General features: G+C 66.2%; 23 protein-coding genes. 12 read left to right on the top strand and 11 right to left on the bottom strand.

All coding sequences use genetic code 11. The features are described 5' to 3' along the window. Window positions 1-81 precede the first annotated feature (81 nt). Entirely contained in the window at window positions 82-447 is a 366-nt protein-coding gene (locus tag FHR20_RS20565) for a hypothetical protein (protein ID WP_125964309.1), read from the top strand. Between the two features lie 27 nt (window positions 448-474). Here FHR20_RS20565 and fabI read toward each other — a convergent pair whose 3' ends face one another. The 9 genes from fabI to copC all read right to left on the bottom strand — a co-directional run bounded on the left by fabI (window position 475) and on the right by copC (window position 10,881). Further along, window positions 475-1,248, bottom strand: coding sequence for an enoyl-ACP reductase FabI (gene fabI, locus FHR20_RS20560; protein ID WP_037448018.1), 774 nt, complete (start codon window positions 1,246-1,248; stop codon window positions 475-477). Continuing rightward, on the bottom strand, window positions 1,245-2,435 hold the full coding sequence (locus FHR20_RS20555) for an acetate/propionate family kinase (protein WP_037448015.1): 1,191 nt from the start codon (window positions 2,433-2,435) through the stop codon (window positions 1,245-1,247). Before FHR20_RS20555 ends, fabI begins: the two co-directional genes overlap by 4 nt. After that, window positions 2,428-3,855 carry a bifunctional enoyl-CoA hydratase/phosphate acetyltransferase gene (locus tag FHR20_RS20550; RefSeq protein ID WP_021245224.1) on the bottom strand — a complete coding sequence of 476 codons (1,428 nt, stop codon included), beginning with the start codon at window positions 3,853-3,855 and terminating at the stop codon, window positions 2,428-2,430. The genes FHR20_RS20555 and FHR20_RS20550 overlap by 8 nt, the downstream gene beginning before the upstream one ends. 3 nt (window positions 3,856-3,858) lie before the next feature. Beyond that, the gene (locus tag FHR20_RS20545) at window positions 3,859-5,580 is read right to left on the bottom strand and encodes a PHA/PHB synthase family protein (protein ID WP_037448009.1); all 1,722 of its coding nucleotides are present in this window, start codon (window positions 5,578-5,580) and stop codon (window positions 3,859-3,861) included. 403 nt (window positions 5,581-5,983) lie between these two features. Next, on the bottom strand, window positions 5,984-6,382 hold the full coding sequence (gene cueR / locus FHR20_RS20540) for a Cu(I)-responsive transcriptional regulator (RefSeq protein WP_007406402.1): 399 nt from the start codon (window positions 6,380-6,382) through the stop codon (window positions 5,984-5,986). After that, window positions 6,379-8,736: a heavy metal translocating P-type ATPase gene (locus tag FHR20_RS20535; RefSeq protein ID WP_167301445.1), complete on the bottom strand. Its 2,358-nt coding sequence runs from the start codon at window positions 8,734-8,736 to the stop codon at window positions 6,379-6,381. Before FHR20_RS20535 ends, cueR begins: the two co-directional genes overlap by 4 nt. A 107-nt stretch (window positions 8,737-8,843) precedes the next feature. Continuing rightward, on the bottom strand, window positions 8,844-9,518 hold the full coding sequence (locus tag FHR20_RS20530) for a class I SAM-dependent methyltransferase (protein ID WP_020820524.1): 675 nt from the start codon (window positions 9,516-9,518) through the stop codon (window positions 8,844-8,846). Between the two features lie 36 nt (window positions 9,519-9,554). Continuing rightward, entirely contained in the window at window positions 9,555-10,499 is a 945-nt protein-coding gene (gene copD / locus FHR20_RS20525) for a copper homeostasis membrane protein CopD (protein ID WP_037448002.1), read from the bottom strand. A gap of 4 nt (window positions 10,500-10,503) precedes the next feature. Continuing rightward, complete coding sequence (gene copC, locus FHR20_RS20520; protein ID WP_007406420.1) at window positions 10,504-10,881, bottom strand: copper homeostasis periplasmic binding protein CopC; 378 nt, start codon at window positions 10,879-10,881, stop codon at window positions 10,504-10,506. Window positions 10,882-11,013: 132 nt separating this feature from the next. On the opposite strand from copC, the gene FHR20_RS20515 reads away from it, so the two are divergent. The 11 genes from FHR20_RS20515 (at window position 11,014) to FHR20_RS20465 (ending at window position 19,959) form a co-directional block, all read left to right on the top strand. Next, a complete protein-coding gene (locus tag FHR20_RS20515; RefSeq protein ID WP_037447996.1) occupies window positions 11,014-11,283 on the top strand; it encodes a hypothetical protein in 270 nt (89 codons plus the stop codon). After that, window positions 11,283-11,723 (top strand): periplasmic heavy metal sensor, encoded by a 441-nt coding sequence (locus tag FHR20_RS20510; RefSeq protein WP_026109207.1) that lies wholly within the window; start codon window positions 11,283-11,285, stop codon window positions 11,721-11,723. Before FHR20_RS20515 ends, FHR20_RS20510 begins: the two co-directional genes overlap by 1 nt. After that, window positions 11,720-12,286 (top strand): RNA polymerase sigma factor, encoded by a 567-nt coding sequence (locus tag FHR20_RS20505; protein WP_017501305.1) that lies wholly within the window; start codon window positions 11,720-11,722, stop codon window positions 12,284-12,286. The genes FHR20_RS20510 and FHR20_RS20505 overlap by 4 nt, the downstream gene beginning before the upstream one ends. 67 nt (window positions 12,287-12,353) lie before the next feature. Beyond that, window positions 12,354-14,306 carry a copper resistance system multicopper oxidase gene (locus tag FHR20_RS20500; protein ID WP_015449251.1) on the top strand — a complete coding sequence of 651 codons (1,953 nt, stop codon included), beginning with the start codon at window positions 12,354-12,356 and terminating at the stop codon, window positions 14,304-14,306. Next, on the top strand, window positions 14,303-15,490 hold the full coding sequence (locus tag FHR20_RS20495; RefSeq protein ID WP_167301444.1) for a copper resistance protein B: 1,188 nt from the start codon (window positions 14,303-14,305) through the stop codon (window positions 15,488-15,490). Before FHR20_RS20500 ends, FHR20_RS20495 begins: the two co-directional genes overlap by 4 nt. A gap of 90 nt (window positions 15,491-15,580) precedes the next feature. Then, complete coding sequence (locus FHR20_RS20490; protein WP_015449253.1) at window positions 15,581-16,054, top strand: DUF305 domain-containing protein; 474 nt, start codon at window positions 15,581-15,583, stop codon at window positions 16,052-16,054. A 58-nt stretch (window positions 16,055-16,112) separates the two neighbouring features. Continuing rightward, entirely contained in the window at window positions 16,113-17,648 is a 1,536-nt protein-coding gene (locus FHR20_RS20485) for a PAS domain-containing sensor histidine kinase (RefSeq protein WP_030089528.1), read from the top strand. Next, complete coding sequence (locus tag FHR20_RS20480) at window positions 17,638-18,261, top strand: response regulator transcription factor (RefSeq protein ID WP_037447987.1); 624 nt, start codon at window positions 17,638-17,640, stop codon at window positions 18,259-18,261. The genes FHR20_RS20485 and FHR20_RS20480 overlap by 11 nt, the downstream gene beginning before the upstream one ends. 81 nt (window positions 18,262-18,342) lie before the next feature. Then, a complete protein-coding gene (locus FHR20_RS20475) occupies window positions 18,343-18,750 on the top strand; it encodes a response regulator (protein WP_016743851.1) in 408 nt (135 codons plus the stop codon). A 1-nt stretch (window position 18,751) separates the two neighbouring features. Further along, the gene (locus FHR20_RS20470; RefSeq protein WP_243857691.1) at window positions 18,752-19,228 is read left to right on the top strand and encodes a hypothetical protein; all 477 of its coding nucleotides are present in this window, start codon (window positions 18,752-18,754) and stop codon (window positions 19,226-19,228) included. Beyond that, window positions 19,225-19,959 carry a PepSY domain-containing protein gene (locus FHR20_RS20465; protein ID WP_037447984.1) on the top strand — a complete coding sequence of 245 codons (735 nt, stop codon included), beginning with the start codon at window positions 19,225-19,227 and terminating at the stop codon, window positions 19,957-19,959. The genes FHR20_RS20470 and FHR20_RS20465 overlap by 4 nt, the downstream gene beginning before the upstream one ends. Window positions 19,960-19,962: 3 nt before the next feature. Here FHR20_RS20465 and hutC read toward each other — a convergent pair whose 3' ends face one another. Together hutC and FHR20_RS20455 are read right to left on the bottom strand one after the other, a co-directional pair. Continuing rightward, a complete protein-coding gene (gene hutC / locus FHR20_RS20460) occupies window positions 19,963-20,703 on the bottom strand; it encodes a histidine utilization repressor (protein WP_004213136.1) in 741 nt (246 codons plus the stop codon). 140 nt (window positions 20,704-20,843) lie between these two features. After that, window positions 20,844-21,281: a DUF411 domain-containing protein gene (locus tag FHR20_RS20455; RefSeq protein WP_004213035.1), complete on the bottom strand. Its 438-nt coding sequence runs from the start codon at window positions 21,279-21,281 to the stop codon at window positions 20,844-20,846. Between the last annotated feature and the right edge of the window lie 37 nt (window positions 21,282-21,318).

Below are 21,318 nucleotides of genomic sequence, written 5' to 3'. Positions count from 1 at the left end.
AACGCGAAGAGAAAGGTTCACCGTTTCATGCCCTATCCCGTTGATCAACTCGCCGCGCTCGCCAAAGCGAATGTCGGCCTGATGCTGAAGCTCGCCGAAGTCGCCCGGAAAGGTGGCGAAGAGTCGCTCGAGGTCGGCAACCGCGCCGCCGGCCGCTTCGCCGAAGAGGCGCGTGCCTCGATTGCGGGCGCGACGGACAAGACGTCGGACGCCGGCGCGGTCAGCCCGGCCGGACCGCGGGCACTGTTCGAGGACATGGCCACGGTCCGCGAGCATATGATTGCCGGCACAAGATCGGCGTTCGAGGAATGGCAGCAGGCCTGGCAGGCCGTCGCGAGCGCTCCGACGGCTCCCGGGGCGCTGGATGCCTTTGCTGCCATTGTCGGACCATGGTTCGGGCAGAAAAGCCCGGGCGACGGCGAGAAGCAGGCCACCAGCGACAAATAGGATAGCCCCCGATCGCGGCGAGCCGCCCTAGCCGAGCAGGTGCTGACCGCCATCGACCGGAATGATCGTGCCGGTGATATGGCGGCCGGCATCGCTCACCAGAAAGGCGGCGAGCCCTCCGACATCCTCGATGGTCACGAGCTGGTGCTGCGGGACCGTCGCCGCGGCCCGTTCGAGCAGCTCGTCGAAGCGGTCGATGCCGCTGGCAGCGCGGGTCGCGATCGGGCCTGGCGAGATCGCATGGGCGCGAATGCCCTTGGGGCCAAGCTCAGCCGCGACATAGCGGGTCGCGCTTTCGAGGGCCGCTTTGACCGGCCCCATCAGGTTGTAGTGCTCGACCACCCGCTCCGACCCGTAGAAGGTGACGCACAGCAGGCAGCCGCCATCCGACATCAGCGGCTCGGCGAGACGCGCCATGCGCAGGAAGCTGTGGCACGAGACGTCCATCGCCAGCGCGAAGCCTTCGGCCGAGCTGTCGACGACGCGGCCGTGCAAATCCTCCTTCGGCGCGAAAGCGATCGAGTGAAGCAGGAAATCGAGGCCGCCCCATTCGGACTTCACCCGCTCGAACAGGGCCTCCACTTCGCCCGGCACCCGGACATCGCACGCGGCGAGCCATTCGACTCCCAGGGTCTCCGCGACGGGCGCCACGAACGGCTCGGCCTTTCCGTTGAGATAGGTCGCCGCCAGTCTCGCCCCACAGTCGTGAAAGGCCTGGGCGCAACCCGCCGCGATGCTATGCGCGTTGGCGATACCGATCACCAGGCCGCGCTTGCCAGTAAGATCGACGAGAGGTTTCATGCTTTCGGCTCCTCACGCAGCAGATCGGCGGCGTGGATAGCGATCATCCTTTCCTCATCGGTCGGGATGACGCGGACGGCGACACGGCTGGACGGCGCGCTGATGACTGCATCTCCTCGGAGGTTCGCGTCCGCGTCGAGGTCCACGCCGAGCCAGCCGAGCCGACCGGCGACGCGGGCGCGAATTTCAGGCGAATTCTCGCCGATCCCGGCAGTGAACACGAATGTGTCGAGACCCCCGAGCGAGGACGCGAGAGCGCCGGCCTGGCGCGCGATCTGCCAGACGAAGAGCTCGATCGCTTCCCCAGCGGCGGGCGTTTCGCTGCCGAGAAGCGCGCGCATGTCGCTGGAGACGCCGGACACGCCCAAAAGGCCGGACTCACTGTAGAGGAGATGCTCGACTTCACGCGCCGTCATGCCCCTCTGCTGGAAAAGATAGAGCACCGCGCCCGGGTCGAGCGCGCCGCAGCGCGTACCCATCACCAGCCCGTCGAGCGCGGTGAACCCCATCGTCGTGTCGATGCTGCGCCCCCCGGCCATCGCGCAAAGGCTGGCCCCGTTGCCGAGATGCGCGGCGATCGTGCGGCCACCGCCTGTATCGGGATCGATCGAACGCAGCTGCCGCGCGATATATTCGTAGGAGATGCCGTGAAAACCGTAGCGCCGCATGCCCTCTTCGCCAAGCGCGCGCGGCAGCGCGAGGCGCGTCGCGATCGGGGGCTGGCCATGATGGAAGCCGGTGTCGAAGCAGGCGACTTGCAGCACAGCGGGGCGCAGCCTGGAGACGGCGCGGACCGCGGCGAGATTATGGGGCTGATGCAATGGCGCCAGTGGGCAAAGCGCCTCGAGCGCGGCGAGGAGTGGCGCGTCGACCCGCGCCGGCGCTGAATAGTCGGTGCCGCCATGAACGATCCGATGGCCGACCGCGATCAGATCGTCGCCGACCGAGGCTTCGATCTCCCGCAGCAAATCCTCGAGCAGCGTCTCGTGCGTGATCGTGCCGTCTTTCGTCCAGCGCCGCTCGGCAAGGACATCCCCCTTCGCATCGCGCGCGATCAGGTGCGGCTCAAGGCCGATATTCTCGATCTTGCCGCTCGCCAGCAAAGAGGGCTCATCAGTGCCCGGCTCGGCGTAGAGCGCGAACTTAAGGCTCGACGAACCGGCGTTGAGGCACAGGATTTCAGCCATCGCGGCGCTGTCCCGCAACGCCGGGAGCCGCCTTGGTCGCAGCCCGCGCCAGCAGCACCGCGAGCGCGCAGGAGGCGAGGCGCGTGCGCACGCTGTCTGCCCGGCTGGTGAGGATGATCGGAGCGCGCGCGCCGAGCACCACGCCTGCGGCATCGGCGCCGCCCAGGAAGGTCAGCTGCTTTGCGAGCATGTTGCCGGCCTCCAGATCGGGCACCAGCAGGATGTCCGCCTGGCCGGCGACCGGCGAGACGATACTTTTCTCGCGCACGGCCGCCTCGCTGATCGCATTATCGAGGGCGAGCGGGCCATCGAGCAGCGCGCCTTCGATCTGGCCCCGGTCCGCCATCTTGCAGAGCGCCGCGGCATCCAATGTGGTGCGCATTTTCGGATTGACCGTTTCGACGGCGGCGAGGATCGCGACCCTGGGCTGTTCGATCCCGATCACATGGGCAAGGTCGATCGCGTTGCGCGCGATGTCGGCCTTGTCCTCAAGCGTCGGCTCGATGTTGATCGCGGCGTCGGTGATGATGAGCGGGCGCGGATAGCCGGGCACGTCCATCACATAGGCGTGGCTGATCCTGCGTTCGGTCCGAAGGCCCGTGTCGGACGATACGACCGCGCCCATGAGCTCGTCAGTATGAAGCGAGCCCTTCATCAGCAGCGCGGCTTCGCCGGCCCGCACGCGCGCGACGGCTTCGGCGGCGGCGGCGTGGCTGTGCGGGACGTCGATCACCCGGAAGGCCGCAATATCGACACCGGCGTCCTTCGCCGCATTCGTCATACGCGCCGCAGGGCCGATGAGAATCGGAACGACGATGCCGGCGTCGGCGGCCTCAGCCACTGCGCGCATGGCGTCGGCGCTGCACGGATGGACCACGGCCGTGACGCACGCAGATCCGTCCTTGGCGCGCGCCATCAACTGGCGGAAGCGGTCGTGGCTGGCGATCCGCACGTCGGGAAGCGGCATGCGGGGCCGGCTGACTTTCTCGGTGGGCGCCTTGACCTCGGCCTGGCCGCTGATGACGGTCTCGCCCTTCTGGTTCACACAGGTGCAGTCGAGAACGATGACATGATGCTCGGCGCGCTTCTGCGCGACGGTGACGCAGGCCGTGATGGTGTCGCCGACGCCCACCGGGCGGGTGAAGCGAAGCGATTGGCCGAGATAGATCGCACCGGGCCCTGGCAGCTCGGTTCCCAGGATCGCCGAGATGAGCCCCGCGCCCCACATGCCATGAGCGATGACCCTGTGGAACATGTCCGTTTCGGCATAGACAGGGTCGAGATGCGCCGGATTCACGTCGCCTGACACCGCCGCGAAGAGCTGGATGTCGTCGGCGGTCAGCGTGCGGGTGAGGCTGGCCGTATCGCCGACGGCGATCTCGTCGAACGTGCGGTTCTCGATGAGGTTGGCGGCGGCCATGGCTCAGCGCTCCAGCACGTAGCGCCCGGGGGCATCACCGAGCGGCGGATAGTTCCGTTCGGGCGCGCCCATCGCCGGTGGGGCCGCCGCCTCGCCCGAGTGCGATCCAAGCCATGAACTCCATTCCGGCCACCACGACCCTTCGCGCACCTCGGCCCGCTCCAGCCAGGCATCGGGACCTGGCGCCGGGCCATCCTGCATCCGTGTCGCGATGCGATAATGGCGATGAGGATGCCCGGGCTCGGAGACGATCCCGGCATTGTGGCCACCGCTCGTCAGCACGAAGCGGATCTCCGCGCCCGTCAGCATGTGGAGCTTGTGGGTCGAGCGCCACGGCGCGACATGGTCGGTTTCCGTGCCCACCATGAAGATCGGCATGCTCAGCCCCGAGAGCGAGACCGGGTGGCCGCCGGCCTCGTAGCGCCCTTCGGACAGGTCATTGTCGAGGAACAGGCGCCGAAGATATTGCGCGTGCATGGCATAGGGCATGCGGGTGCCGTCGGCGTTCCATGCCATGAGGTCGGTCATCGGCTCGCGCTCGCCCATGAGATAGGTCGAGAGGATGCGCGACCAGAGCAGATCGTTGGACCGCAGCATCTGGAAGGCGCCGCCCATCTGGCTGCTGTCGAGAAAGCCGCGCGCCCACATCATCGCATCGATCAGGTTGATCTCCGCCTCGTCGATGAACAGACCAAGTTCGCCCGGCTCGCTGAACTCGGTCTGGGCGGCGAACAGCGTCACGCTCGCCAGACGCTCATCTTCATCGCGCGCCATCGCGGCCGCGGTGATGGCGAGCAGCGTGCCGCCGATACAATAGCCGGCCGCGTGGATCTTCTCGGTGCCGGTAATCACCTGGATGACATCCACGGCGGCCATCGGCCCAAGCAGGCGATAATCCTCCATGTCGAGATCGCGGTCGGCGCTGTCGGGATTGTGCCAGGAGATGCAGAACACGGTGTAGCCCTGCCCGACCAGCCAGCGGATGAGCGAATTTTCCGGCGACAGGTCGAGGATGTAATATTTCATGATCCATGCCGGCACGATCAGTATCGGCTCCGGACGCACCGTCTCGGTTGCGGGCGCATATTGGATCAGTTCCATGACCCTGTTGCGAAACACGACCTTGCCAGCCGTGGCTGCGACCTTCTCGCCGACCCGATAGGCCTCCGTGCCCGCTGCGGGCTCCCCGCGTACCAGGCGTTCCAGGTCGTCGCAAAAAAATCGCGCACCCTCGACAAGGCATTGTCCTCCGGTTTCGAGGATGCGCTGCTGGAGCACGGGGTTGGTCGGGATGAAATTGGTCGGGGACACCATGTCGAGCATCTGGCGGGTCGCGAACTCGACGATCGCTTCGTGGTGCCCGGTGACGCCGCTCACGCCGGTCGTCGCGGCATGCCACCATTGCTGCTGGAGCAGGAAGGCCTGCTCGATCAGGTCGAACGGATGGCGCTTCCAGGCTGCGTCGGCGAAGCGCCGATCCTGGGGCAGCGGATTGATCGCCGGCTCGGGATCGCTGCCGGATGCGCTGCGCATGGCATAGTCGGCGAGCCGCATCAGCTTGCGCCCGCCCTTGGCGGCGAGCTGCAGCTGCCTGCCTGGCGAGCAGAGAATGTGCGTCCACCAGTCGGAAAAAGACTGCGCCAAAGTGGCGGGCGACTGGCCTGAAGTCAGCTGCGCGATGGCGGCGAAGCTCGACCGATCCAGCGTCGTGGCCAGACCGTCCAACGGGTCAGGGATATTGCTTCGACTCTGCACATTTTCGCTCCTGCTGCGGTGCAACAAGCCCTGAAGCGCAGGAAGCCTCTGCGCACTCCGTAGTCCTACGGAGGGATTGCCTCGCATATGCCAGCCCCAGAAGTCAGAGCTCAGCACGACATTGCTGTATGAAAAGCGGCCAAATACGATCAGGAGGCTCAGTGCGGTCGCCCGGGCGAGCCAGCTATCCCGCCGAACCAGTCCCGCAATACCGGCGAAAGGGTCTGCGGGTTGCCGCCGATATGGCGAAGATCCTCCGCCAGCAGTGGCGGGCGGACTGCGAGGAAATATATCGCGAGGCCCGTCGTGAGAATGCCAAGTGCGATCAGCACCCCGGCCGCCAGAGCGGGTCTGGTCCGAGAGGCGGCCGGCGCTAACATTTTCTGTCGAGACTCAGTTCGGCGATGATGGGACAATCTGGCCGCTCGTCGCCATGACAGCGCTCGGCGAGATCGACGAGGGTCTCGCGCAGGGTCGTCAGCGCTTCGGCCTTGCGCTGCAATTCCTCCGCCCGCGCCAACGCGACCCGCTTTACATCGGCGCTGCTGCGGCCCGTGTCGGCCCACAGGCCGAGCAGGGTCCGGATCTCCTCGATCGGAAAACCGAGATCGCGGGCATTGGCGATGAACCGCAGGCGATGGAGGTCACTCTCGCCATAGTCGCGATAACCCGCTCCCCGGCGCGGCGGCGCCGGGATGAGGCCGATCTTCTCATAATGGCGGATCATCCGCTCCGAGACCCCGCTTTGCTTCGACGCCTCCCCGATGTTCACAGCGCTTTCCGGTTGAGGCGCAGCGCGTTGGTGACCACGCTGACCGAGGAGAGCGCCATGGCGGCGGCCGCGATGATCGGCGAGAGCAGGATGCCGAACAGCGGATAGAGCGCGCCCGCCGCCACCGGCACCCCGGCGACATTGTAGATGAAGGCGAAGACCAGGTTCTGGCGGATGTTGGACATGGTCGCCTGGCTCAGCCGCCGTGCCCGCACGATGCCCATGAGATCGCCCTTGAGCAGCGTCACGCCCGCGCTCTCGATCGCGACGTCGGTGCCCGAGCCCATGGCAATACCGACATCGGCGGCAGCCAGTGCGGGGGCGTCGTTGACCCCGTCGCCGGCCATCGCCACCACGCGCCCCTCGCTCTTCAACCGCGCGACGACGGCACTCTTCTGGTCGGGCAGTACCTCGGCTTCGACATCGTCAATGCCGAGCCGCCTTGCCACCGCCTCTGCTGTGGTGCGGTTGTCGCCGGTCAACATCACCACGCGAATGCCTTCGGCCTTGAGTGCGGCCAGGGCCTCCGGCGTCGTCTGCTTCACGGGATCGGCGATTGCAAAGGCGCCGCCGACGGTGCCGTCGACGCCGATGAAGATCGCGGTGGCGCCATCCCGGCGCAGGGCGTCGGCCTGCTCCGCCAGCGCGTCGGTTGCTATGCCCTCTTCCGAGAGGAACCGCGCATTACCGAGCACGATCCGGCGGCCGTCGACGGTGCCGAGCGCGCCGCGTCCGGTGGGGGAATCGAAGTCGGTGACGTCGCTCGTGGGGATGCCGCGATCCTTCGCGGCCTCGACGATCGCCAGCGCGAGCGGATGCTCGGAGGCCCGCTCGACCGAGGCGGCAAGCCGCAGCAGTTCGGCTTCGTCGAAGCCGGGCGCCGGCACGATCTGGGTGACGGCAGGCCGGCCTTCGGTCAGCGTGCCTGTCTTGTCGACGACGAGCGTGTCGACCTTCTCCATATGCTCGAGCGCTTCGGCATTCTTGATAAGGACGCCGAGTCCGGCGCCGCGGCCGACGCCCACCATGATCGACATCGGCGTGGCGAGACCCAGTGCACAGGGACAGGCGATGATCAGCACGGCGACCGCCGCCACCAGCCCATAGGCGAAGCGCGGCTCGGGGCCCCAGATACCCCAGGCGATAAACGCGACCACCGCAACCGCGATGACCACGGGCACGAACCAGCCCGACACCTGATCGGCCATGCGCTGGATCGGCGCGCGCGAGCGCTGCGCCTCGGCGACCATCTGGACAATCCGCGCAAGCATGGTGTCGCGTCCGACCTTGTCGGCGACGATCACCAGCGCACCGGTCTGGTTGAGCGTGCCGCCGATCACCGTGTCGGCCTTGGCCTTGGTGACGGGCATGGATTCACCGGTGACCATCGACTCGTCGAGCGAGGAGCGGCCGTCCTCGACTACGCCGTCGACCGGCACCTTCTCGCCCGGCCGCACGCGCAGGCGGTCGCCGACCGCGACCAGATCGAGACTGATCTCCTCTTCGCTCCCGTCGGCGGCGATCCGGCGCGCGGTCTTGGGCGCGAGGTTGAGCAGCGCCTTGATCGCGCCCGAGGTCCGCTCACGCGCGCGCAGTTCGAGCACCTGGCCGAGCAGCACGAGAACGGTGATCACCGCGGCGGCCTCGAAATAGACGGCAACCATGCCGTCCTCGCCGCGGAAGGCAGGCGGGAACAGCTGAGGCGCGAGCGTCGCGACGACGCTGTAGATCCAGGCGACCCCCGTCCCCATCGCGATCAGGGTGAACATGTTGAGGTTGCGGGTCTTGAGCGAGGCCCAGCCACGCTCGAAGAACGGCCAGCCCGCCCAGAGCACGACAGGCGTCGCCAGCACGAACTGGATCCATACCGAGGTCGACATCGGCACGAGGCGATGGATCACAGGAAACAGGTGCGCCCCCATCTCGAGGATCAGCACCGGCAGGGCCAGCACCAGGCCAACCCAGAAACGCCGCGTGAAATCGACCAGCTCGTGGCTGGGACCGCTGTCGGCGGTCACGGTCGCGGGTTCGAGCGCCATGCCGCAGATCGGACAGGACCCGGGATGGTCCTGCCGGATCTCGGGATGCATAGGGCAGGTCCAGATCGTGCCCACGGGCGCTGCGAACGGCGGTGCCGGCGGGCCGAGATAGCGCTCGGGATCGGCGATGAACTTTGCCCGGCAGCCCGCGCTGCAGAAATGATAGCGTTCACCGCCATGATCGGCATGGTGCGCGGTGGTCGCCGGATCGACGGTCATGCCACAGACCGGGTCCTTGATGCCGGTCGCCGCTTTCGCGCCGCCGTGGCCGCCGCAGCAACCGCCGCCATGCGCCGCTCCATGTGTCTCGTTCATCGCCTTGCTCCTTTCGACGCCTGACGATCTAGGGTCTGACACCGTGTCAGGGTCAATACGTAATCGCCTAAGCGGCCAAATCGGCGTACCCGGTCGCTCGGCCGGGATCAGCCAAGGTCGTTCGCAACCGTAAGGCCCTGGGCCTGCGCCGGTCGATGCGCGGTAAGCAATTCGATCGCGCCGGTGATGGTCAAGAGCCGAAACGTCTCGGCCACATGCCTGAAGCCGGCCGCCGCGATCAGGCCGGGGAGCACGCCGTCGGCGTTGGGTCGGGTATCATCGATGCCATCGAGTCGCTGCACGGTCAGGCGAAAGGCGAGCCGCATGAGACCGTGCTGGCGGCCATAATCTGCGATCACCAGGCGGCCACCCGGGCGCAGCATGGCGAACATGGCGCGCAGGGTTGCCGCCTTCTCCCTGACCGGCATCTGATGCAGCACGAGACTCGATACGACAGCGTCGGCGGTGCCCGGGGCCACGTCCCTGGCAAATCCCTGACGCCAGTCGATATCGGCCTGCCGCGCAGCGGCCTTGTGCCGCGCGATGTCGAGCGCCTCGGCATCGGGATCGAGACCGATCACCTGCGTCCTGGGCTCGGCTTGCTTGAGCATCAGCGCGAAGCTGCCGGTGCCACAGCCGACGTCGACGACCGTCTCACCGGCTTTGGGCGCCAGGGCGGCGAGCATGGCGGCACGCCACCGCTTCTCCCGCGTCCACAGGCGGATCGCGCGATCATAGTCTTTCGTCGATCCGGTCCCGAGCGGCGGGGTGTAGGATTGCATTGGCTTCTCCCAACGCGAGGCGTCCGAAACGATAAGCTACATCGACATGGGCGGCGATAGTGTCCCCAGCCAGGCGACGAGCCCGAGAATGACGATCGCAAGCCCGCCTTCGACGAAGAGGCTCGCGCGCAACAGCGCCTGCGCCCGTGGCGCGTCCTCTTCCTCGATCGCCTGTGCCAGTGCCGGGGTCAGGCGGTAGCGGTTGAGCGCGGCAAGGCCCAGCATGCCCCCAAACAGCACCAGCTTGGCGATGAGCAGCAGGCCGTAGCTCGACTGACCGAGCGAGGCGATGTTGCCCGGGCCGACCAGAAACCAGCCGTTCACCGTCCCGGTCAGGATCAGCAGGGCGACGATGATCGTGCCGACGAGGGAGAAACCCCGCAGGGCTTCCTCGGCCAGTGTGACCTGGTCCATGTCTTCAGCGGCGACATCATCGGTTGCGAGCCTGGGAAGAACCAGCGCGAGGAAGGCGGCAAGCGCGCCGACCCAGGCGCCGGCGGCGAGCAGATGGATGAGATCGGCCAGCAGTTGCAGCCAGCCCGCCTCGCCTTCGCCGGCCGCGCCATGCCCGCTCCAGGCGAGGGTCGCGAGCGCGACCGCGCCCGCCAGAGTGGAGGCGATGAAGGCAGGACGGGATTGCCGGCGATAGAAGGGGATGCAGAGCAGAAGAACGAGGAGCGCGACGAGGCGCGCCTTCAGCGCCGTTCCCATGGAAGTGCCGTTGAACAGCTCTGCGACCATGGAAAGATCAGGCTGGGCGAGTGGCAGCCCGGTCATCGCCGCAGCCTGCAACGCGAACCCCAGCGCCGACAGCAGGAGGGCGAGACATGCGAGACCGGCCACCATTGCCGCCATCGGCAGATGCCGCTGCACCATCCGGCCGCCGCCGGGCGCATAGAGCGCGAACAGCGGCAGGCCGAACAGCAGGCCGAGATCGACGTAGAGCGCCCAGCGGACGGCGACGAGTGCCACGTCGTTCATGGCGTCACTTGACGGTAAAGGCGAGATTGCCCTGGATGCGGTGCGTGTCGGTCGAGACGACGTGCCAGGCGACCTGATAGCTGCCCGCCATGAGCGGCTTGGCGAGCGTCAGCACGAGCGTCTTGTCGCCTTCGACGGACGTCTTGAAGCCGGTTACCGCCATGCGGTGGTTGGGCATGCCGGGCATGCCGGTCATCACGATCTCGGCGCCCGACAGCTTCGGCATCAGACCTTCACTGAAGGTGAGCGTTATACGCGACGGCGCCGGGACGCTGGCGTTGGCGGCGGGCGTCGAGGACACGAGCTTGGGATGGGCGTAGGCCGGAGCAGAAACACTCAGGCCGACGGCGGCGATGGCTGCGAGCGGCGAAAAGAAGCGCATTTGGACATTCTCCTGTCAGTGACATGAGAGAATACGCAGCCGCGACCTGCACCCCTCGCAATTTTCTTTTTGTTCCCGGACAAGGGTTAGAAGACCACCCTGCGTATTGAGAAGAGAAGACGGAGAAACATCATGGACCACCTCGACGACATGCTCAGCCGGTTGCGGGAAGCCCCCCTCGATCCCCGGCTTGCCGGGCTGGACAGCCGCGTCATGGCCGAGATCGCCCGGCTCCAGGCCATGCCGCGCCTGAGCGCCACGACCTTCGGTGTCGCAGCCGCGGTCGCGCTCTTCATCGGCATCGCCGGTTCCGCGGTGCCAGTGCGTTCGGCAGATGCTGCGGCATCGCCCTTCGACGCGCGGCTCGCGCTCGCTCCTTCGACGCTGCTGAGCGCGCAATGATGCGCGATCGCCGCGGCCTTCTCCTTCTCGTGCTGCTGACGTTTGTTGCGGCAGTAGCGGGGGTCGTGATCGGCCGGCTCTATGTCGTGCCGGCGCCCCCTGTCGAGAATGAGCTGCACGACCTGCTCCATCGCGATCTCAAGCTGGATAGCGCGCAACATGCACGGCTCGAGGCTATCGAAGCCCGCTACGCCATCCGCCGACAGGCCCTGGAAGCGGAACTGCGCGCCGACAATGCATGGCTCGCGCAGGCCATCAGGTCGGAACATGGCTATGGGCCTCAGGTCTCCGCCGCCGTCGACCGGTCACACCAGGCGATGGGCGCGCTGCAGAAGGAAACGCTCGAGCATATCTTCGCGATGCGTGCGGTGCTCCGCCCCGACCAGACGGTGAAGTTCGACGACGCCGTCGTGAAAGCGCTGACGGCCGAGAAAAAATGACGCTCCACCTCCCCGACTGCTCGGACGGGGAGCTTGCGGCTCTGGCGCTGGGGGGCCGGCAAGCGGCCTATGGCGAGCTGGTCCGCCGGCATCAGGGCTGGGTACACCGTCTCGTGCGCAGCCATGTCGGTAGCCCCGACGAGGCGCTCGACGTCACTCAGGCGAGCTTCGTGGCCGCCTTTTCCGCGCTCAGCCGCTATGATGGGACGCGGCCCTTCCCGGTCTGGATGTCGCGGATCGTCATCAACAAATGCCACGACTGGCGCCGTCGCCGTGCGGTCCGCAATTTCTTTTCCTTCGCCCTTCCTCTGGGCGAAGCCGAACATATCGTCGACGACGCCCCCTCGGCCGACCGCGCCCTGGATGCCGAACAGCAACTCGCCGAGGCGATGACGGCGATCGCCGCCCTGCCCGCCTCGCTCAAGGACACGCTCATCCTGCGGACGATCGACGAGAAATCGGAAGCCGAAACCGCCGAGATCCTCGGCATCTCCCAGAAGGCCGTCGAGACCCGCCTCTACCGCGCCCGGGCGCGCCTCGCGGAAAGTTTGAAGAAAGTTTGAGGGGCAGGCGGGTGGGCTGCGTATTTCCAATAGGTCCGCCCTCTTTCCGCAAGCTGAGACAAACCGAATGATTTCTGCCCTCGACCGCCGCCAGTTCCTTCGCGGCGCGGCCCTCGCCGGTGGTGGCGCCGCATTATCAGCCTGGCTGCCTGCCTGGGCGCAGACCATCTCGCCGGGGATGCGACCGACGCTACCGACCGTGTCGGGCGAAGACATCACGCTGACCATCGCCCGGCAGTCGATGAGCATCGACGGGCGCCAGTTCCGCGCAATCGGTCTCAACGGCACGGTCCCCGCCCCGCTGATCCGGCTGCGCGAAGGCCAGCGCGTGCGGCTCAACGTCGTCAATCAACTCGAGGAGGACAGCTCGATCCACTGGCACGGGCTGATCCTGCCGGCCAATATGGACGGCGTGCCGGGCGTGTCTTTTCCGGGCATCAAGCCGGGATCGAACTACCTCTACCAGTTCCCCGTCGTGCAAAGCGGCACCTACTGGTATCACAGCCATTCGGGCCTGCAGGAGCAGGAAGGCCATTACGGCCCGATCATCATCGACCCCGCCGGTGCCGATCCGGTCGCCTATGACCGCGAGCATGTCATCGTGCTCGCCGATCACAGCGCACTCTCGCCGCAGGCGATCTTCCGGCGTCTCAAGGTCAACCCCGGCCATTTCAACTTCCAGCGCCAGACGCTGGCCGGGCTGCTCTCGGGCAAGGACCAGCCACTCAAGGACCGGCTCGACTGGGGCCAGATGCGGATGGACCCCGCCGACATCTCCGATGTCACCGGATCGACCTACACCTATCTCGTCAATGGCCATGGTCCGATGGACAACTGGACCGCGCTCTTCACCCCGGGCGAGCGGGTGCGGCTGCGCGTCATCAATGCGTCGGCGATGACCACCTTCAACGTCCGCGTACCCGGCCTGCCGCTCAGCATCGTCCAGGCCGACGGGCAGAATGTGGTGCCCGTCACCGTCGACGAGTTCCAGATCGGTGTCGCCGAGACCTACGACGTCGTTGTCAGCCCAGGCGAGGACAAGGCCTATACTCTTGTCGGCGAGGCCATCGACCGCTCGGGTATGGCGCGTGCCACGCTCGCGCCGCGCGCCGGCATGGCTGGCGAGGTGCCTCCCTTACGCAAACGGCCGCTCGCCGACATGAAGGACATGGGCATGGACATGTCCTCGATGCCGGGCATGGAAGGCATGGACATGTCGGGCGGCGCTATGCGGGGCGTCGATCCGACGGCCGAGAAGAACGCGTCCGCGCGCCTCGCGACCGGCGCGGCGGCAGCGATGGCGACCATGGACAACAGCGCCATGGCGGGCATGGACCATTCGGGGATGGATCATTCCGCGATGAGCGGGATGGATCATGGATCGATGGCCGGCATGGACCACGGCGCGATGGGCGCCGATGGCCAGATGGCGGGCATGGATCATGGCGGGCACGCGATGGGTTCGATGAAGATGCGCGACTTCTCGAACGCGCCGCAGGTGAAGCGCGATCCGAGCGTCCAGACCATCTCGCCGATGCCCGTCGACCGCACCGGCGAGCCCGGCCAGGGCCTCACCGACGTCGGCCACAAGGTGCTCGTCTACAAGGATCTGATGGCGCTCGAGCGCAATCCAGACGTGCGCGCGCCGAGCCGCAGCATCGACATCCACCTCACCGGCAACATGGAGCGGTTCATGTGGTCGTTCGACGGCGAGAAAATGTCGGACCATCACGAGCCGATCCCGTTCATCGAAGGCGAGCGGGTGCGCGTCAATCTCATCAACGACACGATGATGGGGCATCCGATCCACATCCACGGCCATTTCTTCGAGCTGGTGACCGGGCATGGCGACCATGCGCCGCGCAAGCACACCGTCATCGTCCAGCCCGGCGGCAAGGTGAGCTGGGACTTCACCGCCGACGCGGTCGGGGACTGGGCCTTCCACTGCCATCTCCTCTACCACATGCATGCAGGGATGATGCGGGTCGTGAGCGTGCGTCCGAAGGGAGACGCGCAATGACCCGCATCCTCACGCCGCTGGTGAGCGCGATCGCCCTTCTCGCCGCCGCACCCGCCTTTGCCCAGGATCATTCGATGCACGACATGCCCGGCATGGCGCCGCCGGGCGGGGCGCGGCCGGCGCAGGAGAAAAAGAAGGACAAGGCCGCCGCGCCGCGCCCCAAGCCCACTGCCAGGCCGCGCGCTCAGAAGCCAGCGCCGGACACCATGCCGGCAATGGACCATTCGCAGCACCAGACCACTCCCGCGGCGCAAGCAAATGCGGCCGGTCAGCCGCAATCCACGTCTCCCGCAATGCCGGAGATGCCGGGCATGGACCACTCCCAGCATCAGGACGGCGCGATGCCCGACATGCCCGGGATGGACCATGCGCAGCATGGCCAGACAGCGACGCCGGGAACGCCCGCCATGCCCGGCATGCAAATGACCGGCACCGCACTTCCGGCCGGCAATGCGCCCCCGCCGCCGCTCCCAGGCGACCACTTCGCCGATCGGGATTTTCCCGGCGGCGAGATGGCGCGCTCGCGCGACATCATGATGAAGGACAGCGGCGGCAACAATTTCGGGCAGGTGCTGCTCAACCTGTTCGAGTATCAGGCGCATAGCGGCCGCGATGGCTATCGCTGGGATGGCGAAGGCTTTTACGGCGGCGACATCAACCGCCTCTGGCTCAAGAGCGAGGGCGAAGGCGAGTTCGGCCGCGGCATCGACAGCGCCGAGGTGCAGGTGCTCTACAGCCGGGCCATCGACCCCTATTTCAATCTTCAGGGCGGTATCCGCCAGGACTTCGGCCGCGGGCCCGACCGCACCTACGCGACGATCGGCGTCGAGGGCCTGGCTCCTGGCATGTTCGAGGTCGAAGGCGCGCTGTTCCTCTCGACCAAGGGCGATGTTCTGGGCCGGGTCGAGGGCTATTACGACCAGCGCATCACCCAGCGCCTGATCTTGCAGCCGCGCGCCGAGGTCAATTTCGCCGCGCAGGATATTCCGGAGAACGACATCGGTTCGGGGCTGGTCAACATAGAGCTCGGCGCGCGCCTGCGCTACGAATTCAGCCGCCAGTTCGCACCTTACATCGGCGTTTCCTATCTGCGCAAAGCCGGAGACACGGCGCGGCTGTCGAGGCTTGCGGGCGAGGACGTCCATGCCACCAGCTTCGTCGCCGGCGTTCGCTTCTGGTTTTAGCATCAGGACGGCTGATGGCGGGGGCGAACAAGAGAGCGGGGCGTTACACTCATACCCAGGTCGGCCGGCGCCGAGCGAAGGAGATACGCCATGGACCATTCGTCCCACATGAACACCCGGAAGATGGGTGCCTATTGGAGCCTTGCCGTTCAGACCGTCATCAGCGGCGTCATCATGTATCTGGTGATGTTCGTCATGATCGACGGGCTCGACAGCTTCTACAACAACCTCAACATGCTCTACATGACGCTGATGATGGTCGCACCGATGGTGGTGCTGATGATCCTCGCCATGCGACACATGTTCGTGTCGAAGGCCGCCAACATCGCGCTGATCGCCGCGTCGCTGGTCGCCTTCTTCGGCAGCTTTGCACTCATCCGCACCCAGACCACGATCGGCGACACGGCCTTTCTGCGCTCGATGATCCCGCATCATTCCGGGGCGATCCTGATGTGCCAGGAAGCAAAGCTCAGCGATCCGGAAGTCATCCGGCTTTGCGAAGCGATCAAGCGCTCGCAGCGGCAGGAAATCGACGAGATGAAGGCCATACTCGCGCGGCGCTGAGTGGCACGGTCGGGCTACGCCCGGATACGTGCGCCCGGCCAGGTATGTGAGCCGGCCGATGGTCGACACGAGGCGCGGGGCGGACGAGATTGCCAGGGAGGTGGTGCGGCTTGCGCCGTTGTTCCTGCGACAGGCTGGCGGCCATGTCCTGACGCTGCTCGATCCTGCCGGGATCGTGCTGAGCTATAATGAAGAAGGCGAGCGTGCCGAATGCTGGCCCCTCGATCGCGTCCTGGGACAGCCCCATGACCTGTTCTACCCGCCCGACGAGATTGCGGCCGGCCGCCCGTGCGCAGACCTGGCGGCCGCCCTTCACGAAGGCACGCTGGAGCGCGAAGCGTGGCGGGTCTGCGAGAACGGAGCGGAGTATCTCGCGCGCCTGACGATCAGCGCCCTGTTCGAAGGCGACGCACATCGAGGCTTTGCCTGCATCAGTCGCGATGTCACCGACGAGGCGGCGGTCCGGGCGTCAATCGAGACCCGCGAGCAGCATCTCCAGTCGATCCTGGCGACCGTCCCCGATGCGATGATCATCATCGACGAGACCGGCGACATCACGTCGTTCAGCGCGGCCGCCCAACGCCTGTTCGGCTATTCGGAAACCGAGCTCGTCGGCCGCAACGTCTCCTGCCTGATGCCCCAGCCCGATCGCGACCGGCATGACGAATATATCGCGCATTATCTCCAGACCGGCGAGCGCCGGATCATCGGCCTCGGCCGCGTCGTGGTCGGCCAGCGCCGCGACGGCTCGACCTTCCCGATGCAGCTGTCGGTTGGCGAGGCCGGTGAAGACGGGCAGCGGTTGTTCACCGGCTTCATCCGGGATCTCACCGCCAAGGAGCAGGATGAGCTCAGGCTCAAGGAACTGCAGGCAGAGCTGGTCCATGTCTCCCGGCTGAGCGCGATGGGCACGATGGCCTCGACCCTCGCGCATGAGCTCAACCAGCCGCTTGCCGCGGTCGCGCTCTATCTCGAGACGATCCGCGACATGCTCGACGAGCGGGACGACGAACCCTTCGTGTCGCTACGGTCGGTGATGGATGATGCGGCACAGGAAACGCTGCGGGCCGGCCATATCGTCCGGCGCCTGCGCGATTTCGTCGCCCGCGGCGAGGTCGACAAGAGCCTCCACGATCTGCCGCAGGTTGTCGCCGAGGCGAGCGAGCTCGCGCTGGTCGGTGCACGCGAGCGCGGCATCCGCAGCTTCTTCGCGGTCGATCCCGCCGCGACGCCGGTTCTCGTCGACAGGGTGCAGATCCAGCAGGTGCTGGTCAACCTGATGCGCAACGCCATCGAGGCGATGGCGGCGTGTCCTGTTCGCGACCTCAAGGTAGCGACCAGGTTGCGCCCTGACGGGCTGATCGAGGTGACCGTGGAGGATACCGGCCCCGGCATCGCCGACGAGGTCCGGGAGCAGCTCTTCACGGCGTTCAAGTCGACAAAGGCCGACGGCATGGGCCTCGGCCTTTCGATCTGCCGGACCATCATCGAAGCGCATGGGGGCCGTATCTGGATGGAGCGCCCCGACCGCGGCGGCGCGCGCTTTCATTTTACCTTGATCCATGCGCGGGCGGAGGAGGAACATGGGGGATAGACGCGTCATCCATCTGGTCGACGACGAGGAGAGCATCCGCAAGGCGGCGAGCTTTGCGCTCAAGACCGCGGGCTACGACGTCGTGACCTATGCCTCGGGCGTGGAGTTTCTCAAGGAGGCGAAGTCGGCGGCCGTCGGCTGCGTCATCCTCGACGTGCGCATGCCCGAGATGGACGGTCTCGAGATTCAGGCCGCCATGGCAGCACGCGGGGTCAATATGCCGGTCATCGTCCTGACCGGCCATGGCGACGTGTCGGTTGCGGTGCAGGCCATGAAAGGCGGCGCGGTCGACTTTCTCGAGAAGCCCTTCGAGAAAGCCGCCCTGCTCGGCGCCGTCAGCCGCGCGTTCGCGCGTCTCGACGATGTCGACCTTCGCACTCTGGAAACCTCTGAAGCCGGCGTGCGGGTCGCTGCACTGACGCCCCGGGAGCGTGAAGTGATGGAAGGGCTGGCGAACGGCCTGCCCAATAAGACGATCGCCTATGACCTGGGCTGTTCATCGCGAACGGTCGAGGTCCATCGCGCGAGCCTGATGGCCAAGCTCGAGGTCCGCAATTTGTCCGAAGCCCTGCGGATCGCCTTTGCCGCGGGCATGGGCCGCAAGCCGAAGTGACTGCGACCTCTACGTAGCGACGGGACGAGGCGCGATATGCGATCGATGGTGCAATCGTCACACGGGTGTCCGCTTCTCGCAATGCCATCGGTCCGTTCCACTCAGCATGATGGCAGATACACCATCCTCGTCTCCGACGACGATCCCGGCGTGCGGCGTGGCCTCCAGCTGCTGCTGAGATCGCGCGGCTATGCCGTGTGGGGATATACGACCGGCCACGCGCTGTTGGCCGACCCCCGCGCGAAGGAGGCAGACTGCGTCATCCTCGACTATCGCATGCCCGACATCGACGGATTCGCGATGCTGCGTCACCTTCGCGAGATCGGATGGTCGGGACGCGCGATCATGATCTCAGGCTTTCATGACACGCTGCTGGCCTCGCGGGCCGCTGAGGCGGGCTTCGATCATGTTCTCGCAAAGCCGCTGATCGGCAGGGCTTTGCTCGAAGCGTTGGACCGGCACCGCATCGAGACGCTTCGAAAGCATTGAATTGTGGCGGCCGGCCCCCGGCAGCCTCAGCCCGGCGCGATGTGGAAAGCCGATCTGCGCCGTCAGACTCTTCGATGCAGGTTCGGGACAGCCCATCCCCGATTTGAGCGAGGCACAAATCCGCGCCGCCGCTCGGCGCATCTACAGCGGCACCGGGGACATCGTCGCAGCCCGGCTGCTGACGACGGCGCCACTGGAAATGCAGGCGCGCAAGCCTCCCTATTGGCAGGTCGAATTCGATGCCTGGAACCGGCCAACCCTGTATCTCTCTCCGCAGACCGGTGAGCTGATCTCGCGCCGCCATGCGCTGTGGCGCGTGTTCGATTTCGCGTGGATGCTGCACATCATGGACTATGACGATCGCTCCGACGTCAACAATCCGCTGCTGCGCGTGGCGACCTGGAGTGCCCTTGCCATGGCGCTGGCCGGGGCTTGGCTGCTGCTTTGGTCGTTCCCGCGGCGCAGGAAGAAGGCATGAAGAAAATCCGGTTCACCCCGCTCATTTTTCGGCGCATCCACAAATGGGTCGGCCTGATCCTGGGCGTGCAGTTTCTCCTTTGGGCTCTGAGCGGCTCGATGATGGCCTTGCTCGATCAGGAGAAGGTCGGCGGACACAGTGCGCAGGCCAGCCATCAGCACGCCCTACCTGCCGGTGACTATATTGCGCCGGCAAAGCTCGCTCTTGATGGTCCCGTGCTCGGCATCGCCTTGCGGTCCCTTGCCACACGCCCCGTCTACGAGCTTCGATCCACCACGGGCACGCGGCTAATCGACGCGACGAGCGGCGCCCCGGTTCGGGTCGACGAGCAGGTCGCGCGCGACGTCGCGACGATGGTGAATGAAGCACCGATCCGCAAGGCAACGTTGCTCGCCGAACCGAATGTGGAAGCGCGCGAGCACGAAGGCACCATGTGGCGACTGGATTTCGCGGACGCAGAGAACAGCAGCGCCTACATCTCCGCCGACACCGGCCGATTCCTGGTCATGCGCGGCGACACATGGCGCACCTGGGATTTCTTCTGGATGCTCCACAATATGGACTATATGAACCGCACCAGCTTCAATCACCCGCTGATCGTCTTCGTTGCGTTCGGTACTTTGTGGCTGTCGGGGACGGGCTTCTACCTGCTGTTTAAGAGCTTCAGTCGCGCCGACGTGCGATGGTTGCGGCGCAGGCGCAAATCGGCCGTCAAGTTGGGCGCGGGCTGATCGCTAGGTCCCAACAGAAAAAGCCGCCGATAGCTCGAACCGATTGCCCGGGTGCGTGAGCCAAGCGTGCGATACGAGACGTCCGCGACTCCAGGTTCTGCGCGTCATCATTAGCACTGGTTCTCCTTCAGCGAGGCCCAGCATTGTTCGCATGGCTGTATCCGGCATCGCCGCGCACACCCGGTGCTCTACTCGCTCGAGCGGGGCAACACGTGTCAGATATTCATTCGGCGTCGAGGCGCTGAAATCCCTCTCTCCGTAGCGTGGCGCAGCAGATGCCAGCACAAAGCGCTCCTCGACCTGAATTGGGAATTCGGTCTCGTGATGGACGATAAGCGAATGGAAGAGGCGCGTGCCCAAGCCGACTTCCAGCAGAGCTGCCCTTTCCGCATCAGCCCGTATCTCGATATTATAAATGACGCGCGCGCGATAGGCGTGGCCCCTGCCGCGCACCTCCTCCGCGATGTTGCGGATCTCGATCAGCTGCCCGATCGGCCGGGGCTCGGCGACAAAGCTGCCCCGCCCCGCCCGCCGTACCACGACACCGGCCGATTGCAGTTCCCGCAACGCCCGGTTTGCGGTCATGCGCGAGACTTTGAACGTCTCGACGAGCTCGGCCTCTGACGGCGTCTGGTCGCCGGGCTTCAGGCGACCTTCCCGGATGTCCTCGAAAATGCTGTCTTTGATCGCCACATAGCGAGGTTGCTTCTCCGCACCGGCAGCGTCGACCGCGGGTTCGCCCACAGAAGCAGCTTTCGTCCGGGGAGCGGATGCGCGGCTATGGGGGCGAGCGGGAGCATGCATCAAATGACTATACAGGTGGGGGCGAGCAAGTCCCAGTCATTCAAACAGGAAATCACCAGCGAGAGCCGAGGCGTGCGTGATCAATGCCGCGCGAAGACCTTCTGGCCCGAACTGCCGAACGACACCACCGCATAGGGTTGGCGGGCGGCGCCTGCCACTTCCATGCCCTCCGAGCCGATCGGCATCCCCGCCACCGCAATGCCTCTGACGCCTACGGGACGGGTTGCCAGCAGGCGCTTGATATCGGCGACCGGGACATGGCCCTCGATCAGATAGCCATCAACCATCGCGCTGTGGCAGGATGCCAGCGTGCCCGGCATGCCGGCCCTCCGCTGAAGCGCCCCGCGCGACGCATCGTCGCGCATGACGACCGTGCGGCCCAGCTTCGCGCGAAGCGCCTGGGCCCACTTCTCACAGCATCCACAACCCGGGTCCCGGTGGACGACGACATCATTCGCCGCAAGCGCTGCGCCGGGCAGGGCGAGGAACAGCAAGGCGGCAGAAAGACGGGTCTTCATGAACGGCTCCCGGAAGCATGCGATAGGGTTCCTAATG

It is taken from the genome of Sphingomonas leidyi, assembly GCF_011761945.1.
GTDB lineage: Bacteria > Pseudomonadota > Alphaproteobacteria > Sphingomonadales > Sphingomonadaceae > Sphingomonas > Sphingomonas leidyi.
This window is presented reverse-complemented; position numbering and strand designations above follow the sequence as displayed.